The organism is Streptomyces sp. NPDC003027, assembly GCF_053591435.1.
Map to the genome: position 1 here is coordinate 1 of NZ_JBSFTU010000031.1, position 16,178 is coordinate 16,178.

The window sequence follows — 16,178 nt, forward strand, 5'->3', positions numbered from 1 at the left end:
GGGGGTGGTCCCCCCCCCAGGGGTCCGCACCACCCCGCCTTTCGCGTCGGCACGCCCTCGGCGCGGCGCCGCCGGGACGGAGTCGCGCAACGAATCGCCGTGACGCTCGACGATCACGCAACGGTTCGACGGTTGGTCCGCAACGGTCGCGCCTTGTCCCCGGCCCGTGCGGAACCGTACGGTTTTGACGTCTTCCTTCCACCCTTTTTCACGCGAGGTCTGCCGATGCCGCCGCTGCGCACCGCCCTGCTCCAGAGCTCCGGACAGCCTGGTGACGTGGCCGCCAATCTCGCCGTCCTCGACGCGGCCGCCGCCCGCGCCGCGGCCACCGGCGCCCGTCTGCTGATCGCCCCCGAGCTCTTCCTCACCGGGTACGCGATCGGGGAGGACGTTCCCCGGCTCGCCGAGCCCGCCGACGGCCCCTCCGCGCAGGCGATCGTCGCGCTCGCCGTCCGCCACGGACTGGCGATCGCGTACGGCTACCCGGAGCGCGACACCGAGCGGCACGGGGTCCTGTACAACAGCGCCCAGGTCATCGGCGCCGACGGCAGCCGCCTGGCGAACTACCGGAAGACCCACCTCTTCGGCTGCTTCGAGCAGAAGTGGTTCACCCCCGGCGAGCACACCGTCACGCAGGCGGAGCTCGACGGCGTCCGGCTCGGCATCATGATCTGCTACGACGTCGAGTTCCCGGAGAACGTCCGCTCGCACGCCCTGGCCGGTACCGACCTCCTCGTCGTCCCGACCGCGCAGATGCACCCCTTCCAGTTCGTCGCCGAGTCCGTCGTCCCGGTGCGCGCCTTCGAGAACCAGATGTACGTGGCGTACGTGAACCGGACGGGCCCCGAGGGCGAGTTCGAGTTCGTCGGCCTCTCCACGCTCGCCGGCCCCGACGGCACCGCCCGGGCCCGCGCCGGCCGGGGCGAGGACCTGGTGGTCGGCGACGTCGACCCCGACTTCCTGGCGGCCTCCCGCGAGAACAACCCGTACCTGCGCGACCGCCGCCCCGGCCTCTACGGCTCCCTCGTCTGAGCCGTCCCCCTCTCCACCCCTCCCCAGTCTTTTCCGTGCAAGGAGTCCGTACCCCATGACGTCCACGGTGCCCACCGCCGTCCAGCACACCGACGCGCAGCCGCCGATCACCATGTTCGGTCCGGACTTCCCGTACGCCTACGACGACTACCTGGCCCACCCGGCCGGGCTCGGCCAGATACCCGCGACCGAGCACGGCACCGAGGTCGCCGTCATCGGCGGCGGGCTCTCCGGCATCATCGCCGCCTACGAGCTGATGAAGATGGGCCTCAAGCCCGTCGTGTACGAGGCCGACCAGATCGGCGGCCGGCTGCGGACCGTCGGCTTCGAGGGCACCGGCACCGACGGGCTGACCGCCGAGATGGGCGCGATGCGCTTCCCGCCGTCCTCCACCGCGTTCCAGCACTACATCGACCTGGTGGGCCTGGAGACGCGGCCGTTCCCGAACCCGCTCGCCGAGTCGACCCCGTCGACCGTCGTCGACCTCAAGGGCGAGTCGCACTACGCCGAGACCGTCGACGACCTCCCGCAGGTCTACCGCGACGTCGCCGCGGCCTGGAACAAGTGCCTGGAAGAGGGTGCCGACTTCTCCGACATGAACCAGGCCATGCGCGAGCGCGACGTCCCGCGCATCCGCGAGATCTGGGCCAAGCTCGTCGAGAAGCTCGACAACCAGACCTTCTACGGCTTCCTGTGCGAGTCGGAGGCGTTCAAGTCCTTCCGGCACCGCGAGATCTTCGGCCAGGTCGGCTTCGGCACCGGCGGCTGGGACACCGACTTCCCCAACTCCATCCTGGAGATCCTCCGGGTCGTCTACACCGAGGCCGACGACCACCACCGCGGCATCGTGGGCGGCTCCCAGCAGCTGCCGCTGCGCCTGTGGGAGCGCGAGCCGGAGAAGATCGTCCACTGGGCGCAGGGCACCTCGCTCTCCTCGCTCCACGGCGGCGCCCCGAAGCCGGCCGTGACCCGGCTGAACCGCACGGCGGGCAACCGGATCACCGTCACGGACGCCTCCGGCGACATCCGTACGTACCCGGCGGCGATCTTCACCGCGCAGTCCTGGATGCTGCTGTCCAAGATCGCCTGTGACGACTCGCTCTTCCCGATCGACCACTGGACGGCGATCGAGCGCACCCACTACATGGAGTCCTCGAAGCTCTTCGTGCCGGTGGACCGGCCGTTCTGGCTGGACAAGGCCGTCGACGACAGGGGAAATCCGACCGGCCGTGACGTCATGTCGATGACGCTGACCGACCGGATGACCCGGGGGACGTACCTCCTGGACGACGGCCCGGACAAGCCGGCCGTCATCTGCCTCTCGTACACGTGGTGCGACGACAGCCTGAAGTGGCTGCCGCTGTCCGCGAACGAGCGGATGGAGGTCATGCTGAAGTCGCTCGGCGAGATCTACCCGAAGGTCGACATCCGGAAGCACATCATCGGCAACCCGGTGACGGTCTCCTGGGAGAACGAGCCCTACTTCATGGGCGCCTTCAAGGCGAACCTGCCGGGCCACTACCGCTACCAGCGCCGTCTGTTCACGCACTTCATGCAGGACCGGCTGCCGGAGGACAAGCGGGGCATCTTCCTCGCGGGTGACGACATCTCCTGGACGGCCGGCTGGGCCGAGGGCGCCGTCCAGACCGCCCTCAACGCGGTGTGGGGCGTGATGCACCACTTCGGAGGCGCCACCGACGCCACCAACCCGGGCCCCGGCGACGTCTACGACGAGATCGCGCCGGTGGAACTTCCGGAGGACTGACGCCGTTGGGGGAGTGGGGCGGACAGCATCGGTGCGCGAGCGGCCGCGAGAGCGGTCAGCCGCACGGTGCGAGCGGCGTCAGCAGCATCCGCCCCACCAGACCCACCGACCGGTCGAGGCGTTCGGAGAACTCCTCGGCCAGGTCGGGCAGCCCCCGCAGCTGCCACAGCGAGCGGGCGGCGAGCCAGGCCCCGTCGCGGGCCCGGTCCAGGCTCCAGCAGCCGAGCAGATGCGTGAGCGGGTCCGTGACCTCCAGGAGGTCCGGGCCCGGCATCAGTTCCTCGCGGATGCGCTCCTCCAGCAGGACGAGAATGTCGCCGACGCGGTCGAACTCGTCCTCCAGCTCCTTCGGCGCGCAGTCCAGCGCCTGGCACGTGTCGACCACGGCGAGCGCCAGGTCGTGGCCGATGTGCGCGTTGATGCCGGCCAGCGCGAACTGGAGCGGCCGTACGCCGGGATGCCGCCGGTAGCTGAAGAGCGGCCGCCAGCAGGCCGGGGCCGGCCTTCCCCCGGCGACGGCGTCGACCACCGAGAGATAGCGCTCGGCGAAGCGGACGTCGAGGGTCGCGGCGGCCCGCCGGTCCGCGAAGGTGCCCGCCTCGATGGCGTGGCCGATCTCCTCCGTCACCGTCAGATAGACACGGTTGAAGACCGCGACACCGTCGGTGGGATGCCAGGCCGACCGGATGGCCCGCATCCGGTCCACCACCGGGTCGACCGCCGTGAAGGGCCCGATCCCTTCGGTCCCGATCTGTTCGTCACCGATCCGCTCGCCGTCGAGCCGGTGGATGCCGATCTGCTGGGTCTGCGCCATGAGGGCAGCGTTCCAGCAGCCGGGCCCGGTGGGAACTCCCCGGACCCGGCTTCCCCAGAACGGGCGAACGCGGCTGGGCGAGGCGCCGGGGCTCGCGAGCCCGGCATGATCGGGACGAGAGGCCCTACGCCTTGGTGGCGGGCTCTTCGTCGGACGTGCTCTCGTACGAGCTGGTGCCGGAGTCCAGCAGGGGCTCCCGGCCCTTCATGTGCGCCGGGGCGAAGGCCCGCAGCACGTGGTAGCCGGTGATCACGACGAGGGTGCCGAGGGCGATCCCGCCGAGCTCGAAGGTGTCGGTGAAGGTGAGCTTCACCCCGCCGACCCCGATGATGATGCCCGCCGCGGCCGGCACCAGGTTGAGTGGGTTGCGCAGATCGACGTCGGCGTTGATCCAGATCTGGGCGCCGAGCAGGCCGATCATGCCGTAGAGGATCACCGTGATGCCGCCGAGCACACCGCCCGGGATCGCCGCGACGACCGCTCCGAACTTGGGGCAGAGGCCGAAGAGCAGCGCGAAGCCGGCCGCGGCCCAGTAGGCGGCGGTGGAGTAGACGCGGGTGGCGGCCATGACGCCGATGTTCTCGGAGTACGTGGTGTTGGGCGGGCCGCCCACGGCGGTGGAGAGCACCGAGGCGGCGCCGTCCGCGGCGATCGCGGTGCCGAGCTTGTCGTCCAGCGGGTCGCCGGTCATCTCGCCGACGGCTTTGACATGGCCGGCGTTCTCGGCGATCAGGGCGATCACGACGGGCAGCGCGACCAGGATCGCCGACCATTCGAAGCTGGGGCCGTGGAACGACGGCAGGCCGATCCAGTCGGCCTTGGCGACACCGGAGAGGTCGAGCCGCCAGTGATCGGTGACCTGGCCGCCCGGGGACATCGAGTGGATCTTGCCGAAGACCAGGTCGAAGACCCAGGAGACGGCGTAGCCGAAGATCAGGCCGAGGAAGATCGCGACGCGCGACCAGAAACCGCGCAGGCAGACGACGGCGAGCCCGGTGAACACCATCACGAGCAGCGCCGTCCACTGGTCCTGCGGCCAGTAGGTGGCGGCGGTGACCGGGGCGAGATTGAAGCCGATCAGCATGACGACGGCGCCGGTGACGATCGGGGGCATCGCCGCGTGGATGATCCGCGCGCCGAACCTCCGTACGGCCAGACCCGCCAGGAACAGCGCCGCGCCGACGACGAGGACCGCGCCGGTGACGGTGGCGCTGCTGCCTCCGGAGGCCCGGATGGCGGCGGCGACGCCGACGAAGGAGAGCGAGCAGCCGAGGTAGCTGGGGACCGTGCCCCGAGTGGCGAGCAGGAAGATCACCGTCGCCACGCCGGACATCATGATCGCGAGGTTCGGATCGAGTCCCATGAGGACCGGGGCGACGAAGGACGCGCCGAACATGGCCACCACGTGCTGGGCGCCGAGTCCGGCCGTACGGGGCCAGGAGAGGCGCTCGTCCGGCCGGACCACGGCTCCCGGAGCGGGTGTCCTGCCGTCGCCGTGCAGGGTCCATCGCACGCCGAGGTTCATGGGGTCGCTCCAGTTCTCCGGTGACGGTGGCCGGTTCGCCGCGCGAGACATCAGCCGAAAAAGATCAGCCACATGGTAATGCGCCGCTGGTCACCGGGGTCCGGCGAGAGGTCTACGAGACCTTCCCCGAGCTCGCCGCCGGGCTGTCGCTCGTGGCCGGGGCGGTCGCGGCCCGGGCCCCCGGCCGGAGCACCCCGGCGCCGAGCACCAGGCCGAAGGCCAGCAGTGTGACCAGGCCGAAGGAGAACATCAGCGAGGTCGCGTCGGCGATCCCGCCGATCGCCGAAGGGGCGATCAGGCCCGAGGTGTACGTGATGGTGGCGACGCCCGCGATGGCCTGGCTGGGGTTGGGACCGCTGCGCCCGGCCGCGGCGAAGGCGAGCGGGACGACGACCGCGACACCGAGGCCGATGAGACCGAAACCGGCCATGGCGAGGGCGGCGTGCGGGGCGAACACCACGAGCAGCCCGCCGAGCGTGGCCGCGACGCCGCCGACCCGTACCGTCCGTACGGCGCCGAACCGGTCCACCACCCGGTCGCCGACCAGCCGGGCGACGGCCATGGTCAGCGCGAACGCGGTGGTCGAGGCGGCCGCGACACCGGCCGACGAGCCCAGCTCGTCCTTCAGATAGACCGCCGACCAGTCCAGGCTGGCGCCCTCGGCGAAGACCCCGCAGAACCCGATCGCTCCGATGACCAGCGCGGACTTCGACGGCAGGGAGAAGCGCGGCGGCGGTTCCTGGTCGGGAGTGCTCCGCAGATCGGGCACGCCCTGGCAGAGGGCGAGACCGAGGGCGGTCAGAACGAGGGCGGCGATCAGATGGTGGAGCCGGGCGTCCCCGCCGAGATGGGCGGCGACGGTGCCCGCGGCCGAGCCGATGAGCGCGCCCGCGCTCCACATGCCGTGCAGACTGGACATGATCGACTTGCCGAGCCGGTTCTCGACCTCGACACCGAGGGCGTTCATCGCCACGTCGGACATGCCGGCCGTGGCGCCGAAGACGAAGAGCGCCGCGCACAGCCCGTAGATGTTCGGGGCGAGCGAGGGCAGGGTCAGGGAGAGCGTCCACAGGGCGAGCAGTCCGCGCAGCGCGGGGCGGGCGCCGAAGCGGTGGCTGATCGCGCCGGCCACGGGCATCGCGAGCGAGGCGCCGATGGCGGGGAAGGCGAGGGCGAGGCCGAGCTGACCGGCGCCGACGCCCGCGTGGTCCTGGATCCAGGGGATGCGGGTGGCGAAACTGCCGGTGACGGCGCCATGGACGCAGAAGACGGCGGCGACGGCGAAACGGGCCCGCCGCAGGCGCTCGGTACTGAAGACGGTCTCGCCCGCCATGGGCCCTCCCCGGCTGTCACTCTCGCTACGCTGCTGGTGCCGCCGTAAACTATCAGGAACCCTGCCTGATAAATAGTGGGCGCCACCTGAAGTCTGAGAGGATCCCGGCATGCCCGCATCTCCGAGCACCGCCCGGGCCATCAACGACCGGCTCGCCCTGCGACTGCTCCAGGACGAGGGGCCGCTGACGGCGACTCAGCTCAAGACGCTGACCGGACTCTCCCGGCCGACCGTCGCCGACCTCGTCGAACGGCTCCAGGGTGCCGGTCTCGTCCGGGTCGTGGGGGAGTCAGGAGCGCAGCGGCGCGGCCCGAACGCCAAGCTGTACGGGATCGTCGCCGACCGCGCCCATCTCGCCGCCCTCGACGTGCGGACCCGGTCCGTCTCCGTCGTCGTCGCCGACCTGCTCGGCACCACGCTGGCCGAGGCGACCCTGCCGATCGGGGAGGGCACGGGTACGGAGCCCGCCGTCGAGCGGGCGGTCGCCCTCCTCGAACGCACGGCGAAGGAGGCGGGCGTCGGCGCGCTGCACAGCGTCGGCATCGGCGCGCCCGGCCTCATCGACCCGGCGACCGGGGAACTGCACGACTCCTCCGGGCTGCCGGCCTGGCACCGGCGGCTCGTCCCGGCGCTCCAGGAACGGCTTCCCGCGACCGTGCTGGTGGAGAACGAGACCAATCTGGCGGCCGTCGCCGAGCAGCGGCTGGGCGCCGTGCGGGACTGTGACACCTTCGTCCTGCTCTGGCTCGGCCAGGGGGTCGGCGCGGCCGTCGTCCTGGACGGCCGGCTGCGCCGCGGAGCCTCGGGCGGGGCGGGGGAGATCGGCTTTCTGCCGGTCCCCGGCACCTCGGGGCTGCCCTCGGCGACCGACTGCGCGGGCGGCTTCCACGAGCTGGTCTGCGTCGCGGCCGTCGACGTGCTGGCCGTCCGGCACGGCCTGGAGCCGCGTACGGCCCTCGCCTCGGGCGACGGACCCTTCCTCGACGCCCTCGCGGACCGCCTCGCCGTCGGCGCCGCCGCCGTCGTCTCGGTCCTGGACCCGGGCTGCGTCGTCCTCGGCGGCGAGACCGGCCACGCGGGCGGCGCCGCCCTGGCGGCCCGCGTGGAGAAGCGGCTCACGGCCCTGTCCCCCCTGCGGACCGAGGTCCGCCCCACCGCCCTCGGTGACACGGCGGTCCTCCAGGGCGCTCTCCTGGCCGCCCGCGACGCCGCCCAGGACGCCCTCTTCCCGGCCGGCGCCTGACCGAGGCCCTGCGGTGCGGCGGGGCAGAGGGTCTTACGGCGTGCCCCAAGACCGCCCGTGCGGCGCGAGGCAGCGGGCCTTACGGCGTGCCCTGCCGGGCGCGCTCCGTCCTGGCGAGGAACTCGGCGAACGTGCCCTTCCCCACCGCCCGCTCCGGGGTGAGGTTGCCGCCCTCGCGCAGTGCCCGCGCCACGCCGCCCGGAAGCGGGAGCGGCACCCGGAGCCGCCGTCGCCCCGACGCCCGCAGGTACAGGTCGGCGAACTCCCCGAACGACAGCACCTCCGGGCCGCCCATGTCCGGGACACGCCCGGCCGGAGCCGCGGTCGCCAGCTCGGCCAGGCGGTCGGCGACCTCGGCGGTCTCGATCGGCTGGGAGGAGATTCCCGACGGCACCGGCATGACCGGCAGCCGCGCCGCGCCCCGCACGATCGAGAGGACCAGGTCGTGGAACTGCGTCGTCCGCAGCACCGTCCAGCCGAGCCCGGACTCCTCCACGAGCCGTTCCACGGCCAGCTTCGTCCTGTAGTAGCCCAGCGGGACGCGGTCCACGCCGACGATCGAGATGTAGACCAGGTGCCCGACCCCGGCCCGCCGCGCCGCGGCGATCAGCTGCCGGGCCGCGTCCTCGTCGCCGCGTGGCGCCGTGGCGCAGTGCACGACGGTGTCCACACCGTCCAGGGCGGTGTCGAGGCCGGGCCCGCCGGCCCGCAGATCGACGGCGTACGGCCGGGAGTGCCGGCTCAGCACCCGTACGTCGTGCCCGTCCGCCGTCAGCCGTTCGACGACGAGCCGGCCGAGTGTCCCCGTACCGCCGGTCACCAGAATCGTGGTCATCGCTGCTTCGTCCCCTCGCGGTGTGTGCACGCTGTCGAGGCTATGAACGCACGGCGTCCTCCGAATGTGACATCGGCCGCCGCGCCGAGACGGCCCGCCGCCACGGGACCGGCCTGCCGGAGGAGGCCGGGACCCGTGACGACGGGCCGGGGACCCGGCGGCGGCAAGGGCCGTGAGAACCGCCGCCGGGCGTTCTTTCGCGGAGGAGGGTCAGCAGGCGCCCTGGTCCCTCCAGACGCCCCACTCGCCGGTCGTGCCCGGCTCCTCGTTCTGCGTCCACCACTGTGCCTTCCAGGTGCGGCCCTTGTGGGAGACGAGCGAGCCGCCGTTGTAGACCGTGCCGGCCACGTACGCCGGCGCGGTGCAGCTGCCGCCCGGGTTCGTCGGCGTCGGCGTCGGCGTCGGGTTGGTGGGTGTGGGTGTGGGCGTGGGCGTGGGGGTCGGCGTCGGGGTCGAGCCGCCCGGCTCCACCACCGTGGTCCCGCGCGCCAGGTCACCGGCGAGCGCGTACGTCGTACCGCCGATGTTCACCGTCCAGTTCGACGGCGTGGAGACCGGCAGGTAGTAGTTGAACGCCAGGTCGACGCTCGCGCCCGGGGCCAGCGACTGCCAGGCCGGCAGCTTCAGGGACACCCGGTGGAAGTCGCCCTTCAGCCCGCCCACGTTGTTGCCCGTGTGGTCGCTGCTGATCACCTTCGTACCGAAACCGGACTGGTCGGAGGCGTTGCCCGGCGCGGCCGTCGCGTAGTCGAACCGGAACTCCGTGCCGCCCGGCAGCGTGGTCGCGGTGCGGTTGGTGATCTTGATCTTGGGGGTGATCGGGTAGTTGGAGTCGCCCAGCTTGAACTCGGTGAACTCCGTCCTGATGTCCACGGCCCGGGTGGGCAGCGTGGCGTTGGACGTCTTCGCGCCGTACGGCGTGGCCGCCTTGAACTTGTCGTACATCAGCGAGGTGAGCGTGTCACCCATCTCGTACTGGCCCTTGGCGGCGTTCCAGTCGTAGTCGCCGGCCATCTCCCAGACCATGGTGCCGCCGATGCCGCGGTCGACCACGTAGTCCGCCTTGGCGGCCACCGACTGCTCGTCCTCCGTGGAGAGGAAGACCTTCTTCTGCGCGTTCCACAGCCACGGCGCGACCAGCGTCGAGTCGTACTTGCGGGCGTAGGTGCCGGTCAGCGTGGTGCCCGCCGGGAATCCGTACCGCGTGACGTAGTCGCCGACGATCCCCTTCTCCAGGTTCTTGGCGTGCCACATCGGATTGGAGCCGGCCGGGGACTCGGCACCGTTGGTGTCCTTGTCGTGCCACAGGTTGTCGATGCCGACCGCGCCGTCACCGCACTTGGTCAGCCCCGAGCCCGCCGGGCAGGTCGTCGCGGCCGCCTTGCCCCACAGTCCGTCCGTGCCGCCCTGCACGTTCTTGTGGCCGCGGGTGTAGTAGGGCAGGCCGATGTTGATCCGGCCGGCCGGCATGGAGCCGCGGAAGTAGTGGTACGCCCAGTCGGTGTTGAGGTAGCCGATGCCGCCGTACTGCGAGGAGCCGTAGACGTTGGCGGCGGCCAGCTCCGCGTCCTTGCCGTCGTCGAAGAGCGAGGCGTTGGGGCCGACGTACTCGTTCCAGGCGCCGTGCAGGTCGTAGGACATGATGTTGACGTAGTCCAGGTACCGCTGCATCTGGTACGTCTCCATGCCGCGCAGCAGATAGCCGGAGGAGGGCGCGGCGACGGTCAGCAGGTAGTGCCTGCCGTCGGCGGCGCCGGCCCGGTCGAGCTTCTCGCGCAGCGACTTCATCAGCGCGTCGTAGCCCTTGACCAGCCCCGCGCGGCGGGCGTTGGAGAGCTGCCAGTCGAGCGGGTTGCCCGCGTCCTTCATCGTCGTCGGGTACTCGTAGTCGATGTCGACGCCGTTGAAGCCGTACTTCTTGATGAAGGCGACGGCCGAGTCCGCGAACGTGTCGATCCCGGCCTGGTTGACCGAACCGTCGGCGTTGGTGGCCATCGAGTAGAAGCCGCCGGAGTTCACCCGGGTTCCGTTGTCGTCGAAGTAGCCGCCGGTCTCCGCCCAGCCACCGACCGAGATCAGCGTCTTGACGTCCGGGTGCCGCTTCTTGAACTTGTTGAGCAGATTGAAGTGGCCCTTGTAGGCGAAGGCGGGGTCCATCTCCGCGCCGGCGACACCCGGCCAGGTCATTCCGGTGGCCGCGTTGTTCGGCCCGTCCGTGCCCACCGACAGCTTGTTGTCCGGACCGACGTGCCCGAAGGCGTAGTTGACGTGGGTGACCTTGTCCCAGGGGATGTCGTGGGCGAGGTAGGCGGGCTCGCCGTTCTTGCCGGTCCGCCAGCCGGTGAAGTAGCCGATGACCCGGCGCTGGTGGTCCGCGCCCATCTTCTCGCGGCCCTCGGTGTCGTAGACCGAGCAGTACGGGACGTCGACGCCGGGGGTCTTGTACAGACCGTCCGGCCGGCAGCTCTCGTTGTCGGCGGCGTACGAGACGCCCCCGGAGAGCGAGCTGATCAGCAGCCCGGCGACGGCCGCACCGGACGCGAGCAGCGAGGCTCTCGTCTTCGTGGGGGACAACACGATCGGTTCCTCCTGGGAGGTAGGACAGAACACAACGAACAAGGGGGTGGGTCGTGTTGGGCCCGTGGAGTGCGCACACCGGCGGGCCGGTACCTCGGAGGTGACACGGAGATTAAGAGGACTAGACCAGTGCGTCAATAGGTCTGTACCAACTGGAGGGGTTCGGCGGAGGTCGCGACCCCCTGTGAGTCAGCCCACAGGGCTCCACCCGCATGGCCCACGACCGTCCGTGGCACACTGGCCCTGTATCAGCAGCAGCGCACTCCGGGGTCGGTGTAATTCCGAACCGGCGGTATAGTCCGCGACCCGTCCGCAGCCAGCGGCCGGTTGACCAGGTGGGATTCCTGGACCGACGGTGAAAGTCCGGATGGGAGGCAGTGCGCGGCGGGCGACCCCTTCACGGGCGCGCCGGCCGTATTCCGCTGGTCGCCGACGCCGGACCTCCGGCGTCCGACGGCCATCGGCGTATTCGGCCTCGGCGTCCCCCGCGAGGTGTTGTGCCGCTCTCTGTCGTCATCGACAGGCCCCGGAGTCCGTGCCCGAAGAGGCAGGAGGACCCGGTGGCCACGCAGGCCGACATCACCGCCATGCGCCGAGCGATCGCGCTCGCCGCCCGCGGTCTCGGCTCCACCAGCCCCAACCCGGTCGTCGGCTGCGTCATCCTCGACGCCTCCGGACACCAGGTCGGCGAGGGCTTCCATCAGCGCGCCGGCGGACCGCACGCCGAGATCCACGCCCTGCGCGCGGCCGGCGTCCTCGCCCGCGGCGGCACCGCCTACGTCACCCTCGAACCCTGCAACCACACCGGTCGCACCGGCCCCTGCGCCCAGGCCCTCACCGAGGCCGGGATCAGCCGGGTCGTCTACGCCGTCGGCGACCCGAACCCCCAGGCCACAGGTGGTGCGGACACCCTGCGAGCAGCCGGCGTGGAGGTCTCGCAGGGCCTCCTGGCGGACGAGGCGGAGGCGGGCAACATCGCCTGGCTCACCTCCGTACGCCTCGGCCGGCCCTTCGTACGGTGGAAGTACGCCGCCACCCTCGACGGCCGGATCGCCGCCGCCGACGGCAGCTCCCGCTGGATCACCTCAGCCGAGTCCCGGGCCGACGTCCACCGGCTGCGCGCCGAGGCCGACGCCGTCGTGGTCGGCTCCGGAACCGCCCGCGCCGACGACCCCCATCTGGCGGTACGGGGCGTCGAGGGGGCCGTCCAGCCCCTGCGGGTCGTCGTCGACACCGAGGCGAGCGCCGTGAAGCCGGGCGCCCGGGTCCTCGACGACGCCGCTCGCACCGTGATCGCCGTGGCCGAGGACGTGCTCCAGGAGGAGACCAGGCACTTCCCCGAGACCTGGCGGCTCTCCCGCGCACCCGGCGGCGGCCTCGACATCCCCGAACTCCTCGCGGCCCTCCACCAGCGGGGCGTCCGCTCCGTCCTCCTCGAAGGCGGGCCGACGCTGGCCGGCGCCTTTGTCCGCGCGGGCGCCGTCGACCAGGTCGTCGGCTATCTCGCCCCGCTCCTCCTCGGCGCGGGACCGAACGCCCTCGCCGACGCAGGAATCACCACCATCACCGACGCGTTGCGGCTCGACGTCAGCGAGACCGTCCCCGTCGGCCCCGACCTTCGTATCACTGCCACCCTCAAGGGAGCCTGAGCGTGTTCACCGGAATCGTCGAAGAACTGGGTGAGGTCACCGCCGTCGAGAAGCTGGCGGACGCCTCCCGCTTCCGTCTGCGCGGCCCCCTGGTCACGGAAGGCGCCAAGCACGGCGACTCCATCGCCGTCAACGGTGTCTGCCTCACGGTCGTCGAGTCCGGCGACGGCGAGTTCACCGCCGATGTGATGGCCGAGACGCTTCTGCGCTCCTCGCTCGGCGCGCTCGACGTCGGCTCCCGGGTCAACCTGGAACGGCCCATGGCCGTCGGCGACCGCCTCGGCGGACACATCGTCCAGGGCCATGTCGACGGCACCGGCACCGTCCTGGACCGCACGCCGTCCGAGCACTGGGAGATCGTCAAGGTCGCCCTGCCGGCCCACCTCTCCCGGTACGTCGTCGAGAAGGGCTCGATCACGGTCGACGGCGTCAGCCTCACCGTCGTGGAGGCCGCCGCCGACTGGTTCACCGTCAGCCTCATCCCCACCACCCTCGCCCTGACCACGCTCGGCATCAAGCGGCCCGGCGACCCGGTCAACCTCGAGGTCGACGTCATCGCCAAGTACGTCGAGCGACTGCTCGGCTCGGAAGCCCGGGAGAACGCGAAGTGAGCTGGCTCAACTCCGAGGCCTTCAGCGCCTTCGGTCAGCACATCATGTGGTCCGACATGATCGGCAACACGATCGGCCTGATCGCCCTCGCGCTCGGCTGGCGCCGCTCCATCCTCACCTGGCCCGCGCAGCTGCTCTCCGGCGTCGTCCTCGTCGGCGCCTACGCCTCCGCCCACCTCAGCGGCGGTGTCGGCAAGCAGCTCCTGGTCATCGCCGTCGCCGCCTGGGGCTGGTGGCAGTGGAACCGCGGCCGGCGGCAGGCCCAGGACGGCTCCATCGCCGTCCGCTTCGCCACCTGGAAGGAGCGCGGCCTCCTTCTCGCCGGCGCCGTCCTCGGCACCCTCGCGGTCGGCGGCCTGTTCACCCTCTACCCGTCGCTCTCCTGGAGCCCGTGGGCCGACGCGTACATCTTCGTCGGCACGCTCGTGGCGATGGTCGCCCAGGCCCGCGGCCTGGTCGAGTTCTGGTTCGCCTGGCTCCTCGTCGACCTGGTCGGCGTACCCCTCGCCTTCTCCAGCGGACTCGCCTTCTCCGGCCTGGTCTACGTCATCTACTTCGCCCTCGTCATCTGGGGCCTGCGCGACTGGTGGCTCCGGACGCGTACGGCTCCCGCTCTGGAAGGAGCCCTCACATGAGCTCCCGCCCGTCACCCGCCACCACCCTGAACGATGCGCCGCGCGCAGCCCCCCCGACTTCCCTGTGGGACGCCGCCGACCTCTCCCTCGACCCCGTCGAGCAGGCCATCCGCGACATCGCCGCCGGCCGGCCCGTCGTCGTCGTCGACGACGAGGACCGCGAGAACGAGGGCGACCTCGTCATCGCCGCCGAGAAGGCCACCCCCGAGATCGTCGCCTTCATGATGACCGAGTGCCGCGGCCTGATCTGCGCCCCCATGGAGGACGAGGAGCTCCAGCGCCTCCAGCTCCCGCAGATGGTCGAGCACAACACCGAGTCGATGCGCACGGCCTTCACCGTCTCCGTCGACGCGGCCCCCGCCCACGGCGTGACCACCGGCATCTCCGCCGCCGACCGCGCCACCACCCTCCAGATGCTGGCGAGCGGCACCTACGAGCCGTCCGACTTCGTCCGCCCCGGCCACATCTTCCCGCTGCGCGCCAAGGCCGGCGGCGTCCTCGTCCGCAACGGCCACACCGAGGCCGCCGTCGACCTCGCCCGCCTCGCGGGCCTGCGGCCGGCCGGCGCGATCGTCGAGATCGCCGGCGAGGACGGCGTGATGCTGCGGCTGCCCGAGCTCGTCCCGTTCGCCCGCAAGCACGGCCTCACGATCATTTCGATCGAGGATCTCGTCGCCTACCGCCGCTCCGCCGAGCCGACGGTCCGCCGCGAGGCCGAGGTCCAGCTGCCCACCGCGCACGGCGAGTTCACCGCGTACGGCTACCGCTCCATCGTCGACGGCGTCGAGCACGTCGCCCTCGTCCACGGCGAGATCGGCGACGGTGAGGACGTCCTGGTCCGGGTCCACTCCGAGTGCCTGACCGGCGACATCTTCCACTCGCTGCGCTGCGACTGCGGCCCCCAGCTACAGGCCTCCATGGACCGGATCACCGAGGACGGCCGCGGCGTCGTGGTCTATCTGCGCGGACACGAGGGCCGGGGCATCGGCCTGCTCTCCAAGCTGCGCGCGTACGAACTCCAGGAACGCGGCCGGGACACCCTCGACGCCAATCTGGAGCTCGGCCTGCCGGCCGACGCCCGCGACTACGCCGCCGGGGCGCAGATCCTCGTCGACCTCGGCGTCCGCAGCCTGCGGCTGATGACCAACAACCCCGAGAAGACCGCCGCCCTCACCCGGTACGGCCTGCGGGTCGAGGGCCGCGAGCCCATGCCGGTCCAGGCCGGCGAGCACAACCTCCACTACCTGCGCACCAAGCGGGACCGGATGGGGCACGACCTGCCCTGGCTGGACGGCGCCTCCGCCTCCACCTGCGGCAACCAGTAAGTCACCCCGTACAGCAAGGCGAGCAAGGAGAGACATGAGCGGCAAGGGCGCACCCGTCCTCAGCGTGAAGAACTGCGGCGACCTCAGGGTCGCGGTCGTCGCGGCGCAGTGGCACGAGAAGATCATGGACGGACTCGTCGACGGCGCCCTGCGCGCCCTGCACGAGCTCGGCATCGACGAGCCGACGCTGCTGCGCGTCCCCGGAAGCTTCGAGCTGCCGGTGGTGGCGAAGGTACTCGCCGGTCGCGGCTACGATGCCATCGTCGCCCTCGGCGTCGTCATCCGCGGCGGAACGCCGCACTTCGAGTACGTGTGCCAGGGCGTCACCCACGGCCTCACCCAGGTCTCGATCGACACCGGCGTACCCGTCGGATTCGGCGTCCTGACCGTCGACAACGAGGAGCAGGCCCTCGACCGGGCCGGCCTCGAAGGATCCAGCGAGGACAAGGGCCACGAGGCCGTCACCGCCGCCGTCGCCACCGCGACCACACTGCGCACGGTCAGCGAACCCTGGCGCTAAGTACGTGACCCTTACCCCGTACTCTTAGGACATCATGGCGAACAAAACCTTCGAAGAGCTCTTCGCCGAGCTCAAGCTCAAGGCCGAGAACGGCGACCCGGCCACCTCCCGCACCGCGGAACTGGTGGACAAGGGAGTCCATGCCATCGGCAAGAAGGTCGTCGAAGAGGCCGCCGAGGTCTGGATGGCCGCCGAGTACGAGGGCAAGGAAGCCGCCGCCGAGGAGATCTCGCAGCTGCTGTACCACGTCCAGGTGATGATGGTCGCCCGCGGGATCTCGCTCGACGACGTCTACGCCCACCTCTGAGCCCAGC

At 71.4% G+C, this 16,178-nt stretch carries 14 protein-coding genes and 1 riboswitch; of the genes, 9 read left to right on the plus strand and 5 right to left on the minus strand.

What is annotated here, in order from left to right:
* Positions 1–225: 225 nt before the first annotated feature.
* Together ACWDX6_RS21500 and ACWDX6_RS21505 are read left to right on the plus strand one after the other, a co-directional pair.
* Complete coding sequence (locus ACWDX6_RS21500; protein ID WP_451486495.1) at positions 226–1,032, plus strand: carbon-nitrogen hydrolase family protein; 807 nt, start codon at positions 226–228, stop codon at positions 1,030–1,032.
* A gap of 55 nt (positions 1,033–1,087) precedes the next feature.
* On the plus strand, positions 1,088–2,797 hold the full coding sequence (locus ACWDX6_RS21505) for a flavin monoamine oxidase family protein (RefSeq protein ID WP_451486496.1): 1,710 nt from the start codon (positions 1,088–1,090) through the stop codon (positions 2,795–2,797).
* A 55-nt stretch (positions 2,798–2,852) separates the two neighbouring features.
* On the opposite strand, the gene ACWDX6_RS21510 is transcribed toward ACWDX6_RS21505, so the two are convergent.
* The 3 genes from ACWDX6_RS21510 to ACWDX6_RS21520 form a co-directional block, all read right to left on the minus strand.
* On the minus strand, positions 2,853–3,611 hold the full coding sequence (locus tag ACWDX6_RS21510) for a DUF5995 family protein (protein ID WP_451486497.1): 759 nt from the start codon (positions 3,609–3,611) through the stop codon (positions 2,853–2,855).
* A 124-nt stretch (positions 3,612–3,735) separates the two neighbouring features.
* On the minus strand, positions 3,736–5,136 hold the full coding sequence (locus ACWDX6_RS21515; protein ID WP_451486498.1) for a uracil-xanthine permease family protein: 1,401 nt from the start codon (positions 5,134–5,136) through the stop codon (positions 3,736–3,738).
* Positions 5,137–5,248: 112 nt separating this feature from the next.
* On the minus strand, positions 5,249–6,469 hold the full coding sequence (locus tag ACWDX6_RS21520) for an MFS transporter (RefSeq protein ID WP_451486499.1): 1,221 nt from the start codon (positions 6,467–6,469) through the stop codon (positions 5,249–5,251).
* Between the two features lie 109 nt (positions 6,470–6,578).
* Between ACWDX6_RS21520 and ACWDX6_RS21525 the strand changes: the two genes are divergently transcribed.
* Positions 6,579–7,712, plus strand: a complete 1,134-nt coding sequence (locus tag ACWDX6_RS21525) for an ROK family transcriptional regulator (RefSeq protein ID WP_451486500.1) — start codon at positions 6,579–6,581, stop codon at positions 7,710–7,712.
* Between the two features lie 79 nt (positions 7,713–7,791).
* Here the strand turns inward: ACWDX6_RS21525 and ACWDX6_RS21530 are convergent, their stop codons facing one another.
* Both ACWDX6_RS21530 and ACWDX6_RS21535 read right to left on the minus strand, forming a co-directional pair.
* Positions 7,792–8,547: an SDR family oxidoreductase gene (locus tag ACWDX6_RS21530; RefSeq protein ID WP_451486501.1), complete on the minus strand. Its 756-nt coding sequence runs from the start codon at positions 8,545–8,547 to the stop codon at positions 7,792–7,794.
* A 210-nt stretch (positions 8,548–8,757) separates the two neighbouring features.
* Positions 8,758–11,124: a chitinase C-terminal domain-containing protein gene (locus ACWDX6_RS21535; protein ID WP_451486502.1), complete on the minus strand. Its 2,367-nt coding sequence runs from the start codon at positions 11,122–11,124 to the stop codon at positions 8,758–8,760.
* 255 nt (positions 11,125–11,379) lie between these two features.
* Positions 11,380–11,509: riboswitch (FMN riboswitch) on the plus strand.
* Between the two features lie 175 nt (positions 11,510–11,684).
* Here ACWDX6_RS21535 and ribD point away from each other — a divergent pair.
* From ribD to ACWDX6_RS21565, 6 genes are read left to right on the plus strand one after another with little or no spacing between them, the layout of a single operon-like run.
* Positions 11,685–12,773, plus strand: coding sequence for a bifunctional diaminohydroxyphosphoribosylaminopyrimidine deaminase/5-amino-6-(5-phosphoribosylamino)uracil reductase RibD (ribD, locus tag ACWDX6_RS21540; protein WP_451486503.1), 1,089 nt, complete (start codon positions 11,685–11,687; stop codon positions 12,771–12,773).
* Between the two features lie 2 nt (positions 12,774–12,775).
* Positions 12,776–13,384: a riboflavin synthase gene (locus tag ACWDX6_RS21545; protein ID WP_451486504.1), complete on the plus strand. Its 609-nt coding sequence runs from the start codon at positions 12,776–12,778 to the stop codon at positions 13,382–13,384.
* A 44-nt stretch (positions 13,385–13,428) separates the two neighbouring features.
* Positions 13,429–14,019, plus strand: coding sequence for a nicotinamide mononucleotide transporter family protein (locus ACWDX6_RS21550; RefSeq protein ID WP_451486548.1), 591 nt, complete (start codon positions 13,429–13,431; stop codon positions 14,017–14,019).
* The gene (locus ACWDX6_RS21555; RefSeq protein WP_451486505.1) at positions 14,016–15,344 is read left to right on the plus strand and encodes a bifunctional 3,4-dihydroxy-2-butanone-4-phosphate synthase/GTP cyclohydrolase II; all 1,329 of its coding nucleotides are present in this window, start codon (positions 14,016–14,018) and stop codon (positions 15,342–15,344) included. The genes ACWDX6_RS21550 and ACWDX6_RS21555 overlap by 4 nt, the downstream gene beginning before the upstream one ends.
* Before the next feature lie 34 nt (positions 15,345–15,378).
* Positions 15,379–15,864, plus strand: a complete 486-nt coding sequence (ribH, locus tag ACWDX6_RS21560; RefSeq protein WP_158985358.1) for a 6,7-dimethyl-8-ribityllumazine synthase — start codon at positions 15,379–15,381, stop codon at positions 15,862–15,864.
* A 34-nt stretch (positions 15,865–15,898) separates the two neighbouring features.
* Positions 15,899–16,171, plus strand: a complete 273-nt coding sequence (locus tag ACWDX6_RS21565) for a phosphoribosyl-ATP diphosphatase (protein WP_053643769.1) — start codon at positions 15,899–15,901, stop codon at positions 16,169–16,171.
* Positions 16,172–16,178: the final 7 nt, after the last annotated feature.

What these genes read in the sequence shown, in the direction of transcription:
- ACWDX6_RS21500 (WP_451486495.1), top strand. Translation starts at nt 226, where the DNA reads ATGCCGCCGCTGCGCACCGCCCTGCTCCAGAGCTCCGGACAGCCTGGT.
- ribH (WP_158985358.1), top strand. Translation starts at nt 15,379, where the DNA reads ATGAGCGGCAAGGGCGCACCCGTCCTCAGCGTGAAGAACTGCGGCGAC.
- ACWDX6_RS21525 (WP_451486500.1), top strand. Translation starts at nt 6,579, where the DNA reads ATGCCCGCATCTCCGAGCACCGCCCGGGCCATCAACGACCGGCTCGCC.
- ACWDX6_RS21510 (WP_451486497.1), bottom strand. Translation starts at nt 3,611, where the DNA reads ATGGCGCAGACCCAGCAGATCGGCATCCACCGGCTCGACGGCGAGCGG.
- ACWDX6_RS21550 (WP_451486548.1), top strand. Translation starts at nt 13,429, where the DNA reads ATGTGGTCCGACATGATCGGCAACACGATCGGCCTGATCGCCCTCGCG.
- ACWDX6_RS21530 (WP_451486501.1), bottom strand. Translation starts at nt 8,547, where the DNA reads ATGACCACGATTCTGGTGACCGGCGGTACGGGGACACTCGGCCGGCTC.
- ACWDX6_RS21520 (WP_451486499.1), bottom strand. Translation starts at nt 6,469, where the DNA reads ATGGCGGGCGAGACCGTCTTCAGTACCGAGCGCCTGCGGCGGGCCCGT.
- ACWDX6_RS21555 (WP_451486505.1), top strand. Translation starts at nt 14,016, where the DNA reads ATGAGCTCCCGCCCGTCACCCGCCACCACCCTGAACGATGCGCCGCGC.
- ACWDX6_RS21565 (WP_053643769.1), top strand. Translation starts at nt 15,899, where the DNA reads ATGGCGAACAAAACCTTCGAAGAGCTCTTCGCCGAGCTCAAGCTCAAG.
- ACWDX6_RS21515 (WP_451486498.1), bottom strand. Translation starts at nt 5,136, where the DNA reads ATGAACCTCGGCGTGCGATGGACCCTGCACGGCGACGGCAGGACACCC.
- ACWDX6_RS21505 (WP_451486496.1), top strand. Translation starts at nt 1,088, where the DNA reads ATGACGTCCACGGTGCCCACCGCCGTCCAGCACACCGACGCGCAGCCG.